Genomic DNA, 12,038 nt, shown 5'->3' on the forward strand with positions numbered 1-12,038 from the left:
GACATAGACTTCATCCTTGCCGCTGGCCAGGCCCGTCATGGTGGCGGCGACGAAGTCCGGCAGCGGCATGGCGCGCGCGTCGCCGCTCTTGTAGATCAGGTCGGTATCCACCCACGGCGGCGCCACTTCCACCACGCGCACGCCGCTGCCGGCCAGCTGGAAGCGCTGCGACAGCGCGTACGAGTGCATCGCCGCCTTGGTGGCCGAATACACCGCGGTGCTGGCCAGCGGCACGAACGCCAGGACCGAGGAGTTGTGGATCACCACCGCGTCCTGCTGCTGCTTCAGGTGCGGCAGCAGGGCCGAGGTCATGCGCACCGGGCCGAGCAGGTTGGTGGTGATGGTGGAGACGGCGGTTTCATCGTCGATTTCGCCGGCGGCATCGTCGAACGGCATGATGCCGGCGTTGTTGAACAGCACGTTCAGCTTGGGGAAGTCCTTCACCAGTTGTGCCGCCACGGCCTTGATCTGCGCCGGATCCTGGATGTCCAGCTCCACGCTGTGCATGCCGGGATTGGCCTTGGTCACTGCATCCAGCAGGGCCTTGCGGCGGCCGCTGATGATGACCTGGTTGCCCTGGCGGTGGAAGGCTTCCGCGATGCCGCGGCCGATGCCCGAGGTGCCGCCGGTGATGAAGATCGTGTTTCCGCTGGTTTTCATGATGTATTCCTTGAAGTGGATTGGATGAGTCCATTCTGAACCCCGGCGGCGTGTCCGTTAGGACATGTTTAACGCAATTTAGGACATCGTGAATCGGCTGCATGGCAGATTAATTTGTCTTAAAATGCGTGTTATTGACATCGATGGACATCGCCATGACCAAGCGTATCGGACTTGTGATTTACCCTGGCTTCCAGGCCCTGGACATGGCGGCGCTGACCGTGTTCGAATTCGCCAACACGCAGCTGGCGCAGCCGCTGTATGAGCTGGCCACGCTGTCGGTGGCCGGCGGTCCGATCAAAAGTTCCAGCGGCGTGGCGCTGGACAGCCAGCCCGTCGGCTGGGGCGGCTACGACACGCTGCTGGTGGCCGGCGCCACCCATGAACCGGCGCCGCAGCCGGAGCTGGAAGCCACGCTGAAGGCGGCGGCCGGCGCCACGCGGCGCCTCGCCAGCATCTGCACCGGCGCCTTCATCCTGGCCCGGACCGGGCTGATGGACGGCAAGCGCGTGACCACGCACTGGGCCATCGGCCGCCGCCTGCAGGAGCTGCACCCGGCCGTCGTGGTCGACGAGGACAAGATTTATGTCAAGGAAGGCGCGATCTGGTCATCGGCCGGGGTCACCGCCTGCATCGACATGGCGCTGGCCATGGTCGAGGGCGACCTCGGTAGCGACATCGCCCGCAAGGTGGCGCGCGCGATGGTGGTCTATCACCGCCGTACCGGCGGCCAGTCGCAGTTTTCCGCCATCGCCGAGATCGAGCCGAGTTCGGACCGCGTCAAGGAGGCGCTGCTGTATGCGCGCGACCATCTGCACAAGGAGTTGAGCGTGGAAGAGCTGGCCGCGCGCGTACACTGGAGCCCACGCCATTTCAGCCGCATGTTCCAGGCCCAGACCGGCATGGCGCCGGCCAAGGCGATCGAGAAGCTGCGCGTGGAAGCGGCGCACGAGTTGATCGAGCAGGGCCATTCCTCGGTCGGCCGCATCGCCGAGATGACCGGCTTCGGCGACGAGGAACGCCTGCGCCGCGCCTTCCTGCGCGCCTACGGTCAGCCGCCCAAGGTGTTTGTGCAGCAGGCGCGGCTGCGCAACGAGCACATTTACTTGTCCTGAGCGGGTTTGGTTTTCGGCGCGCGGTTGCGGATGGCGTTGATCTGCTTGAGCTCCTTGTCGCTGGCGTTGGCCAGCAGCGCTTCGTGGGCCTTGCCCAGTTCGATGTAGTGCGCCTGATCGGGCGTCAGCGCCTGGCCGCGCAGCGCCCAGCTGGTGAGCCAGCCGGTGGCCAGACAGCACAGCAGCACCAATACGGTGTAGACGGCGATCCAGCCGCCGGTCTTGAACTGCAGCAGATTCAGCGACAGGCTGGTCTTGCGCGCCGCCTCGGTGGCAGCGCCCAGCGTTCTGACCATGTCGTCGACGGCGGCCCGGGTCGCCAGCGTGGCCGCCTGACTGGCCTGCGTGGCGGCATGGTCGGCCGCCTGCAGCGCCTCGGCGTTGACGCGCACCGCCTCGGCGATCTTCTGGTCGATCTGGCCCAGGCCGGAATTGGCCAGCCGCACCAGTTTGTCGCAGTTGCCGATCTGGCGCGTGAGGTTGGCGACTTCACCATGAAAGCGTTCCACTTCCCGGGCATGGGCGTCCAGCTTGTCGTTGAAGAGATCGAGTTCGGCCTGGTTCATGGCGCAGTCGGCGAGTCGGCGATGACACATGATACCGCGTGCGACGAATAAGCAAAATCCTGGCGCTTTCAAGCATTCCCGCCGGCCGGGCGATGGCGCATACTGGACCCATCAAGAGCAACCACACAGGAGGACATCATGGCTCAAGTCACCATCTACACCAGCGCCCATTGCGGTTACTGCAGCATGGCCAAGCGCCTGTTGGCCAGCAAGGGCGTGATCGCCAACGAGATCGACGCCGGCGCCAGCGAGGCCACCTGGCAGGAAATGATGCAGCTGAGCGGCCGCCGCACCGTGCCGCAAATCTTCTTCGGCGCGCGCCACATCGGCGGCTACGACGATCTGGTCAAGCTGGACCGTTCCGGCCAGTTCGACGCGGCGCTGGCCGCCGCTTAAGCTTCACGCAGTAGCTGCGCCAGCGCCTGGGCCGCACGGCTCTGGTGACGCTGGCGGTGGTGCAGCAGCGCGAACGGACGCGGCGGCAGCGCCAACGTGGCCTGACGCAGCAGTCCCGCCTGCAGATGCGGCGCCACCACCAGTTCCGAGGCCACCGTCGCGTACGGCCCGGCCAGTACGGCGCTGCGCACCGCCTCGTTGGACGGCAGCGCCATCACCACCTTCAGCCGCGACGGCGCCACGCCCAGTGCCGCCAGGCGCGTTTCCGCCGCCGAGCGCGTGCCGGACCCGGGTTCGCGCATGATCCAGTCGGCGGCCAGCAGCTCGTCAGCACCGATGGCGCGGCCATCGGCCCAGGGATGAGCGGGCGCCACCACCACCACGATGCGGTCCTGCGCCACGTCCGTCACCGCCAGTTCGCTGTCCTCCACGCCATCGTCTTCCACCAGCCCGAGGTCGGCCGCGCCGTCCAGCACCGCCTGCGCCACGCTGGTGGTGTTGCCGATGGTGAGGCTGAGCGTGATTTGCGGATAGCGGCGGTGGAAAGCCATCAGGCGCGGCGGCAGCCAGTAGCTGGCGATGGTCTGGCTGGCATGCACCGCCAGCGCGCCGCGCTGCAGGCCGGCCAGTTCGGCCAGCGTCAGCTCGGCGTTGCGCGCGGCCGCCAGCGTGGCGCGCGCCTCGGCCAGGAACAGCCGGCCGGCGTCGTTCAGCTGGATGCCGCGGCCCATGCGGTGGAACAGCGGCGTGTCGTAGCGTTCTTCCAGCGCGCGGATCGAGGCGCTGACGGCCGATGGCGTCAAGGCCAGGGCGTCGGCCGCCTGGGTCAGGTGTTCGCGTTCGGCGACGGCGATGAAGATGCGCAGCTGTTCCAGCGTCATGGTGGTCTTTCAGGCGATATGCAGCAGATGGATCAATCCCAGGCTGATCGCCGACAACACCGCCAGCGACAGCACCACCACCATGGTAACCCGGCCGCCGGCGCGCAGCACGGAGCGGGCGTCGACGCCGAGACCGAGCGCCGCCATCGACATCACGGTGAGCGCGTTCGACGTCACGTGCGCCGGCGCCAGCAGCAGCTGCGGAATCAGGTCGGCCGTGCGCAGCGCCATCAGGCCGAGGAAGCCGACGATGAACCACGGCAGCAGGTGCGACAGCGCCGGCCGCTGGCGCTCGGCGCGCGGGCCGAACAGCGACAGCAACAACACGACCGGTCCCAGCATCAGCACCCGCACCAGCTTGACCAGGGTGCCGATGTGGGCGCTGGTCAGCGACACGGCGCTGGTGGCGGCCAGCACCTGCGGCACGGCGTACACGGTGAGGCCGGCGAACACGCCGTACTGCATGGCCGACAGCGACAACAGCGGCATCATCAGCGGCAGCGTCAGCACCACGATCACGCCCAGCACGGCGGTGAAGGAAATCGAGGCGGCCACGTCCTGGCCGTCGGCGTCGATCACCGGCGCCACGGCGGCGATGGCCGAGTTGCCGCAGATCGAATTGCCGCAGGCGATCAGGATCGCCAGCTTGCTGGGCAGGCCGCTGAGACGGCCGATGGCGTAGCTGCACAGGATCGCCAGCACCACCACGGCGGCGATGCCGACCAGCAGCAGCCAGCCGTTGGCGAGGATGGCGCCGGCGCTGACCGAGGCGCCCAGCAGCAGCACCGCCAGTTCCAGCAGCGTCTTGGCGCTGAAGTGGATGCCGGCGTCCCAGCGCGGGCCGAGCCGGCCGACGGTGCGAATGGTGGTGCCGAGCAAGATCGCCAGCACCAGGCTTTCCAGCCAGGCGCGGCCGAACAGCCAGGCTTCGGTTTTTTCCAGGCCGATGGCGGCCAGCGTGACGGCCGCGCACAGCAGCAGGCCGGGGATGATTTTGGTGCGCATCTGGTGCTCCTTATGACGATTCCGAATAAGCAAAGTATGAAAGCGCATAAGGCCATGGTCCATCGATATGTTTTTTACGAATTGTTCGATTTTGGTGAATGATTTGGCTGTGAGCGCAAGCTAACAGACTCGGGACCGCAGCGCGGCTACAGTCGGCCGACCACACAGCACAGGACCGGGCATGAACGCAACGCCGCGCAAGCGAGGGGCAAGGTGGCTGTGGCCACTGCTGCTGCTGTTCGTGCTGACGGTGGCGGCATTGCTGCTGGTCTGGCGGCCGGCCATCACACCGCTGTCCGAGGGGCCGCCGCAGCGCTTCGATCCGGCGCTGGTGGCGCGCGGCGCCGGGCTGGCGGCGATCGGCAATTGCGCGGTGTGCCATACGGCGACGCCGGCACGACCGTTGGCCGGCGGCGTCGGCGTGCGCACGCCGTTCGGCACGGTCTACAGCACCAACATCACGCCGGACCGCGCCACCGGCATCGGCGCCTGGCCGCAATCGGCGTTCACGCGGGCCCTGCGCGACGGCGTGGCGCGCGACGGCCACCTGCTGTATCCGGCTTTTCCCTACGATCATTACACCCGCCTGGCGGATGGCGATATCGAGGCACTGTACGCCTACATTATGACGCGCGAACCCCAGCGCATGGAGACGCCGGCCAACCGGCTGCGTTTCCCGTTCGGCTTCCGGCCGCTGCTGGCGGGCTGGAACCTGCTGTATCTGGACCATGGCGGCGTGCCGACCGATGCGCGCCGCAGTGCCGAGTGGAATCGCGGCGCATATCTGGTCGAGGCGCTGGGCCATTGCAGCGCCTGCCACACGCCGCGCACCGCGCTGGGCGGAGAGGACCGGCGCCGCTATCTGGGCGGCGGCGAGGCCGAAAACTGGTACGTGCCGGCGCTGAACCGCAATGCGCCATCGCCCACGCCGTGGAACGTGGCGCAGCTGACTGCCTATCTGCGCACCGGCATCGCGGCCGATCACGCCATCGCGGCCGGACCGATGCAGGGCGTGACCGCCAGCCTGGCGCGGGCCGACGAGCATGAGGTTCGCGCCATCGCGGTCTATATCGCATCGCAAATGACGACGTCAGCGGCTGCGGTCGGCGGCCGGACGCAGACCGCTTCGGCGCGCCTCGCATCGGCGGGCGCGTCCGTGGATGGCGCGACGCCGCCTCCGCCGGCCGGAACGCCGCTCGGCAAGGCGAAAGCCGGCGCGGACACCGTAACGTCGCGAGGAGCGTCACCGCCGCAGCCAGGCGATGCGCAGTTGCAGGCCGGCGCGCAAGTGTATGCCGACGCTTGCGCCCGCTGTCATGATCAGGGCCGTCAGGCCGGCTCCGGTGGCGCGCTGCAACTGCCGCTGGCGGTGGCCCTCTACGATCCCGACCCGCGCAGCCTGCTGCACCTGATACGGGACGGCGTCCGTCCCGCCGACAACCAGCCCGGCCGCTGGATGCCCGGCTTCGCCGCCGAACTCAGCGACGAGCAGGTGCTGGCGCTGGCCGCCTATCTGCGGCAGGCCGCCGCCCACCAGCCGCCCTGGCCCGACCTGCCCGGCGCGCTTCGCACCGTCAAACAGCCATGAAGACCTACACCATCACTGTCAACAGTCGCCAGCACACGGTGCGGGCCGAGCCGGACACGCCGCTGCTGTACATCCTGCGCGACGAGCTGCAACTGAACGGCGCCAAGTTCGGCTGCGGCCTCGGCCAGTGCGGCGCCTGCACGGTGATTGTCGACGGTGCGGCCGTCATGTCCTGCCTGCTGCCGGTGGCGGCGCTGGGCGGGCGCGCGGTGCGCACGGTGGAGGGGCTGGGCAGCGCGCAGCAGCCCGGTCCGCTGCAGCAGGCGTTCATCGACGAGCAGGCGGCGCAGTGTGGATATTGCATCGCCGGCATGATCATGCGCGCGCAGGCGCTGCTCGACAGGAACCCGCATCCCGGCGATGCCGAGATCCGCCAGCACATGGCGCTGAACCTGTGTCGCTGCGGCACCCACATGCGCATCCTGCGCGCCATCCACCGCGCGGCCAATCACACGAGCAAGCCGGCGCCCGCGACCAACGCCCGCACCGCCGGAGCCGACGGCGCTCACCAGGCCTCAGCTCGTACCGACAACGGCGCCGACGAGACCCCGGCCCGGGGCGAGGCGGTGACGGCCAAGCTGGCCGCGGCGACCGGAGGACGTCAATGAGTGCGCCGTTGTCATCGCCATCGCGCCGCCGTTTCGTCGCGGCCGGCGGCGCGCTGGTGCTGAGCTTCCCCCTGGGGCCGGCGCTGGCCGCCGACAAGCCCGGCCTGCCCGGCAGCCTGAAGACCGAACCGATGCTGGACGCCTGGATCCGCATCGATGCCGCCGGCGCCATCGCCGTCTGCACCGGCAAGGCCGAGCTCGGGCAGGGAATCAAGACCGCGCTGCTGCAGTTGGCCGCCGAAGAACTGCTGGTGGCGCCATCGCGCCTTACCCTGATCACCGCCGACACCGTCCGCACGCCCGATGAGAAATACACGGCCGGCAGCCATTCCATGCAGGACAGCGGCACCGCCATCCGCCATGCCGCCGCCCAGGTGCGCGTCCTGTTGCTGGGCCTGGCCGCACAACGGCTGGACGTGGCGGCCGCGCAGCTGCGGGTGGCCGACGGCGTCATCACCGCGCCGGACGGCCGCCGCGTCGGCTACGGCGAACTGCTGGCCGGCCAGCAGCTGCACGTGCGGGCGCAGCCGCAATCCACGCTGATCGACCCGGCGCAGCACCGCGTGGTCGGCAAACCGCTGCAGCGCATCGATATCCCGGCCAAGGTCAGCGGCGGCGCCGCGTACGTGCACGACCTGCGCCTGCCCGGCATGGTGCACGCGCGCGTGGTGCGTCCGCCGGCCCCGGGGGCGCGCTTGCTGGCGCTGGACGACGCCACAGTGCGGCAACGCCGCGGCGTGCTGCAGGTGGTGCGCGACGGCAGCTTCGTTGGCGTCGTCGCTGACGGCCAATACCAGGCCATCAAGGCCGCCGCCGCGTTGGCGCAAGCCTGCCGCTGGAGCGCCGCGCCACCGCTGCCCGATCAGCGCGCGCTGTACGACGATCTGCTGGCCGCGCCCGCGCAGACCACGGTGATCGCGCGCCAGGGGACGGTCGGCACGACCAGCGCCGCCGGCACGCCGGGCACGTCAGCACGGACGCTGACGGCGCGCTACCGTCGCCCGTTCCAGCTGCACGCCTCGCTCGGTCCGTCCTGCGCGGTGGCGCAATACGTCGACGGCAGCTATACCGTGTGGACCCACAGCCAGGGCGTCTACCCGCTGCGCACGGCGCTGGCGGAAATGCTGGGCGTAAAGGAGGAGCGCATCCGCTGCATCCACATGGAAGGCGCGGGCTGCTACGGCCACAACGGCGCCGACGATGTCGCCGCCGACGCCGTGCTGCTGGCGCGCGCCCTGCCGGGCCGCCCGGTGCGGGTGCAGTGGATGCGCGAAGATGAACACGGCTGGGAACCCTACGGACCGCCGATGGTGGCCGAGGCGCAGGCCACGCTGGACCCCGGTGGCGCCATCATCGGCTGGCAGTACCAGGTCTGGAGCCCGCCGCACAACGCGCGGCCCGGCAAGGCCGGCAACCTGCTGGCCGCCACTCATCTGGCCAAGCCATTCGCGCCGCCGCCGGCCAAGCCGATCCCGCAGCCGGAAGGCGGCGGCGACCGCAACGCCGTGCCGCTGTACGCGCTGCCCAACCTGCAGGTCACGCACCACTTCCTGCCGCGGGCGCCGATGCGGGTGTCGGCGTTGCGCTCGCTGGGCGCCTATTGCAACGTGTTTGCGATCGAAAGCTTCATGGACGAACTGGCGCGCCTGGCGCAGAGCGATCCGGTAGCCTTCCGCCTGCGCCACATGACCGATCCGCGCGCGCAGGCGGTGATGCGCGAGGCGGCCGACCGCTTCGGCTGGCAAGCCTATCAGCGCAAACCGGGACGCGGACGCGGCTACGCCTTCGCCCGCTACAAGAATCTGGGCGCCTACGCGGCGATCGCGCTGGAAGTCGAAGTGGCGCGCGAGTCCGGCTACGTGCGCGTGACGCGCGCGGTGGCGGCGGTGGACAGCGGCGAGGCCGTCAACCCCGACGGCATCCGCAACCAGATCGAAGGCGGCATCCTGCAGTCGCTGAGCTGGAGCCTGTGCGAGGAAGTCAGCTGGGACGCGCTGGGCATCACCAGCCGCGACTGGGCCGGCTACCCGATCCTGCGCTTCCCGCAGATGCCGGACCGGGTCGAGGTGCACATCCTCGACCGTCCCGGCCAACCCTTCCTCGGCACCGGCGAAGCGGCGCAGGGACCGGCCGCCGCCGCCCTGGCCAATGCCGTGGCCGACGCCACCGGGGTGCGCCTGCGCGATCTGCCGCTGCGCCGCGAGCGCGTCCGCGCGCAGTTGTGATTTCAATTGTGCTCGCCTTGTTCCGTTCGGCAAACTCTGGCTTAATAACATGCCAAAAAAGTAATTCGTTGCCGGAGATATATGGTCATGTCAGCCTTGCTGAACGGTCTAACCCAGGATACCCGCTTGTTGCAGCTGTCCACGCCCCTGGGCGCGGATGCGCTGGTGGCCGAGTGCCTGCGCGGCGAGGAAGCCATCAGCCGGCCTTACCGGCTGACCGTGTCGGCGCTGTCGCCGGACGCCGGCATCGCGCTGAAATCGTTGCTGGGCCAGCCGGTATTGTTGCAGCTGCAGACCACCGGCGCCATGCGCCCATTTCACGGCCACGTCACCGCTGCCCGCCAGGTGGGCGCCGATGGCGGGCTGGCGCGCTATGAGCTGACCATCGGGCCGTGGTACGCCTTTCTGGCCGCCGGCCGCGACAGCCGCGTGTTCCAGGACAAGAACGTGTTCGACATCCTCGACGCAATCTTCAACGGCTGGCAGGACGTCGGCAGGCTGGCCCCGGCCTGGCGCTACGATGTGGCCGACCGCAGCCTGTACACCGTGCGCTCGCTGACCTGCCAGTACCAGGAATCCAACCTGGCCTTTGCCGAGCGCCTGATGCACGAGGAAGGGCTGTTCTACTACTTCGAGCACGTAGGCGATCCGGACAGTCCTGCATTCGGCAGCCACACGCTGGTGATCGCCGACAGCAACGACAGCTTCCGGCCCAATGCCCAGGCGCAGGTGCGCTTCACCCAGCCTGGCGCCGTCATGGCGGAAGACAGCATGGACCGCTGGCGTACCGAGCTGCGCTGGACCGCCGGCGGCGTCAGCCTCGACAGCTGGGATTACCGCAGCCTCAACACCCGCAGCGTCAGCGCCGCCAGTCCCACGGCCGCAGCCGACGCGCCGCTCAGCCGCGACACGCCGGGCGCCTATGCCTACACCTCGCGCGAGCACGGCCAGCGCGTCGCCGACCGCCAGGCCCAGGCGCTGGAGGCGGGGCGCGAAGTCCACACCGGTGCCGGCACCGTGCGCACGCTGAGCCCGGGCACCACGTTCACGCTGAACGGCCAGGCCCAGCTCGATGCCGGCGACGAGGCCGGCCGCAACCTGGTGCTGCTGCGCGTGGTGCACATGGCGCACAACAACCTCAGCGCCGACACCCGCAGCGCCATCGACAAGGCGCTGGGCGTGGGGGCGCTGGCACAGGCCATCGATGAAGAACAGCAGGGCAGCCTGCACGCGGTCGGCGCCGGCAAGGGTGAACGGCCGCTGTATCGCAATCGCATCGATGCCATCCGCAGCGACATCCCCTACCGCAGCAGCAATGAGGATGGCCACGGTTTGCTGTTGCATCCTCGTCCGACGGCGCAGGGCCAGCAGACCGCGATCGTGGTCGGTCCGGCCGGCGCGGTGATTCACACCGACCGCGACCACCGCATCAAGGTGCAGTTCCACTGGCAGCGCGGCGAGCAGAGCCATAGCCGCCTCAACCATCCCAACGATGGCCACAGCGGCGCGCCCGGCGACGACAGCGCCGGCACCTGGGTGCGCATCGCCACCGCCATGGCGCCGGTGGCGGGCGCGAACTGGGGCGCGGTGGCGGTGCCGCGCGTGGGCAGCGAGGTGTTGATCGATTTCATCGACGGCAATATCGACCGGCCGGTGGTGCTCGGCAGCGTCTACAACGGCAAGGGCCAGGACGACGCCCAGCACAACCAGGTGGCGCAGGGCGCCGGCGCCGCGACCGGCAATGCGCCGGCCTGGTTCCCCGGCACGGCCGCCGCGCATGCCCACGCGGCCGTGCTGTCGGGGCTGAAGTCGCAGACCATGGCGTCCAGCCAGAGCGGCAGCGGCGCCTACAGCCAGCTGGTGTTCGACGACAGTCCGGGCGAGCCGCGGCTGGCGTTGCAGCGGCACGCCGGTCCGCATCGCGGCACCGATGAACTGAATCTCGGCCATCTGCGCCACCAGACCGACAACCAGCGCCTGGCCACCGCCGGCTTCGGCGCCGAGCTCAAGACCGAGCACAGCGCCGCCGTGCGCGCCGGCCGCGGCCTGCTGCTGTCGGCCGATGCGCGCAACGGCGGCGCCGGCGCGCATCTGGACTCGCGCGAGGCGCAGGCGCAGATCGAGGCCAGTCACGAATTGCAACTCAGCCTGGCCGACTCGGCGCAAAAGCAGAACGCCGTGCTCAAGGGCGGCAAGGCCGGCACCACGCCGGAACAGCTGCCGGCGATCGCCGATCTGGCCGCCAGCGGCAAGGTGGCCGGCAGCACGCAGGCCGGTGCCGACGGCAAGGCGCAGGCGGCCGCCTACAGCGCGGCGCAACTGCAACTGTCGGCCCCGGCCGGCATCGCGGCGGTCACGCCGGCCAGCGCCGTGCTGCGCGCCGGCGGCAGTACCAGCCTGACAGCCGGACAGGATCTGAATTTTCTGGCCCAGGGCAACAGCCTGCACACGGTCAAGGATGGCATCAGTCTGTTCAGCTACGGCAAGGCCGGCAGCGCCGACAAGCCCAATCAGGAAACCGGCATCAAGCTGCACGCGGCCAGCGGCAAGCTCAGCGCACAAAGCCAGTCGGGCCCGACCGGGCTGACGGCGGACAAGCTGATCACGGTGGCCAGCGTCGGCAAGGGCGTGACGGTGGCCGGCAAGCAGCATGTGATGCTGACCGCGCAGGGGGCTTATCTGAAGCTGGAAGGCGGCAACATCATGGTCCATGGCCCCGGCACGATGGCGTTCAAGGCCAGCATGAAAGAATTGACCGGGCCGGCGGACGGCAGCGCGGGTAAACCGGTGCTGCCGCAGGCCAAGGATCTGTACAACGAAGCCTTCGTGGTGCGCGATGAGAAAACCGGCGAGCTGATGGCCAATGTGCGCTACCGGATGGAGTCCGCCAGCGGCCAAGTGCTGGAAGGCGTCACCGATGCCGAAGGCCGTACCCAGCGCCTGTTCACCGGCAAGGCCGAGCCGATCAAGCTGTTCCTGCCCGATCACGATTAA

General features: G+C 69.3%; 9 protein-coding genes and 1 pseudogene. 6 read left to right on the forward strand and 4 right to left on the reverse strand.

Going from position 1 to position 12,038, the window contains the following annotated elements; all coding sequences use genetic code 11:
* The coding region (locus E4L98_RS04995; protein WP_135200471.1) for an SDR family oxidoreductase at nt 1–660 on the reverse strand (660 nt) is incomplete at its 3' end.
* A 155-nt stretch (nt 661–815) separates the two neighbouring features.
* Between E4L98_RS04995 and E4L98_RS05000 the strand changes: the two genes are divergently transcribed.
* Complete coding sequence (locus E4L98_RS05000; RefSeq protein WP_135200472.1) at nt 816–1,775, forward strand: GlxA family transcriptional regulator; 960 nt, start codon at nt 816–818, stop codon at nt 1,773–1,775.
* Here the strand turns inward: E4L98_RS05000 and E4L98_RS05005 are convergent.
* Complete coding sequence (locus E4L98_RS05005; protein ID WP_135200473.1) at nt 1,763–2,341, reverse strand: hypothetical protein; 579 nt, start codon at nt 2,339–2,341, stop codon at nt 1,763–1,765. The genes E4L98_RS05000 and E4L98_RS05005 overlap by 13 nt on opposite strands.
* A gap of 138 nt (nt 2,342–2,479) precedes the next feature.
* Here E4L98_RS05005 and grxC point away from each other — a divergent pair, with 138 nt between their 5' ends.
* Entirely contained in the window at nt 2,480–2,737 is a 258-nt protein-coding gene (grxC, locus tag E4L98_RS05010; protein ID WP_135200474.1) for a glutaredoxin 3, read from the forward strand.
* Here the strand turns inward: grxC and E4L98_RS05015 are convergent.
* Nucleotides 2,734–3,618 (reverse strand): LysR family transcriptional regulator, encoded by an 885-nt coding sequence (locus E4L98_RS05015; protein ID WP_135200475.1) that lies wholly within the window; start codon nt 3,616–3,618, stop codon nt 2,734–2,736. The two genes, grxC and E4L98_RS05015, sit on opposite strands and share 4 nt — an antisense overlap.
* A 9-nt stretch (nt 3,619–3,627) precedes the next feature.
* On the reverse strand, nt 3,628–4,623 hold the full coding sequence (locus E4L98_RS05020; RefSeq protein WP_135200476.1) for a YeiH family protein: 996 nt from the start codon (nt 4,621–4,623) through the stop codon (nt 3,628–3,630).
* Nucleotides 4,624–4,804: 181 nt separating this feature from the next.
* Here E4L98_RS05020 and E4L98_RS05025 point away from each other — a divergent pair, with 181 nt between their 5' ends.
* The 4 genes and pseudogenes from E4L98_RS05025 to E4L98_RS05040 all read left to right on the forward strand — a co-directional run bounded on the left by E4L98_RS05025 (nt 4,805) and on the right by E4L98_RS05040 (nt 12,038).
* Nucleotides 4,805–6,211 (forward strand): c-type cytochrome, encoded by a 1,407-nt coding sequence (locus tag E4L98_RS05025; RefSeq protein ID WP_135200477.1) that lies wholly within the window; start codon nt 4,805–4,807, stop codon nt 6,209–6,211.
* A pseudogene (locus tag E4L98_RS05030) lies at nt 6,208–6,687 on the forward strand ((2Fe-2S)-binding protein); the annotation flags it as partial. The gene E4L98_RS05025 and the pseudogene E4L98_RS05030, both read left to right, overlap by 4 nt.
* Nucleotides 6,688–6,815: 128 nt before the next feature.
* Nucleotides 6,816–9,044: a xanthine dehydrogenase family protein molybdopterin-binding subunit gene (locus tag E4L98_RS05035; protein ID WP_135200479.1), complete on the forward strand. Its 2,229-nt coding sequence runs from the start codon at nt 6,816–6,818 to the stop codon at nt 9,042–9,044.
* Between the two features lie 87 nt (nt 9,045–9,131).
* Entirely contained in the window at nt 9,132–12,038 is a 2,907-nt protein-coding gene (locus E4L98_RS05040; RefSeq protein WP_135200480.1) for a type VI secretion system Vgr family protein, read from the forward strand.

The sequence above is a fragment of the Duganella callida genome, assembly GCF_004614165.1.
In the GTDB taxonomy this organism is placed as follows: Bacteria; Pseudomonadota; Gammaproteobacteria; order Burkholderiales; family Burkholderiaceae_D; genus Rugamonas; species Rugamonas callida.

Bases quoted from the DNA above. Each gene is read 5' to 3' on its own strand.
- E4L98_RS05020 (WP_135200476.1), bottom strand. From the start codon at position 4,623: ATGCGCACCAAAATCATCCCCGGCCTGCTGCTGTGCGCGGCCGTCACG.
- E4L98_RS05035 (WP_135200479.1), top strand. From the start codon at position 6,816: ATGAGTGCGCCGTTGTCATCGCCATCGCGCCGCCGTTTCGTCGCGGCC.
- E4L98_RS05025 (WP_135200477.1), top strand. From the start codon at position 4,805: ATGAACGCAACGCCGCGCAAGCGAGGGGCAAGGTGGCTGTGGCCACTG.
- grxC (WP_135200474.1), top strand. From the start codon at position 2,480: ATGGCTCAAGTCACCATCTACACCAGCGCCCATTGCGGTTACTGCAGC.
- E4L98_RS05000 (WP_135200472.1), top strand. From the start codon at position 816: ATGACCAAGCGTATCGGACTTGTGATTTACCCTGGCTTCCAGGCCCTG.
- E4L98_RS05040 (WP_135200480.1), top strand. From the start codon at position 9,132: ATGTCAGCCTTGCTGAACGGTCTAACCCAGGATACCCGCTTGTTGCAG.
- E4L98_RS05015 (WP_135200475.1), bottom strand. From the start codon at position 3,618: ATGACGCTGGAACAGCTGCGCATCTTCATCGCCGTCGCCGAACGCGAA.
- E4L98_RS05005 (WP_135200473.1), bottom strand. From the start codon at position 2,341: ATGAACCAGGCCGAACTCGATCTCTTCAACGACAAGCTGGACGCCCAT.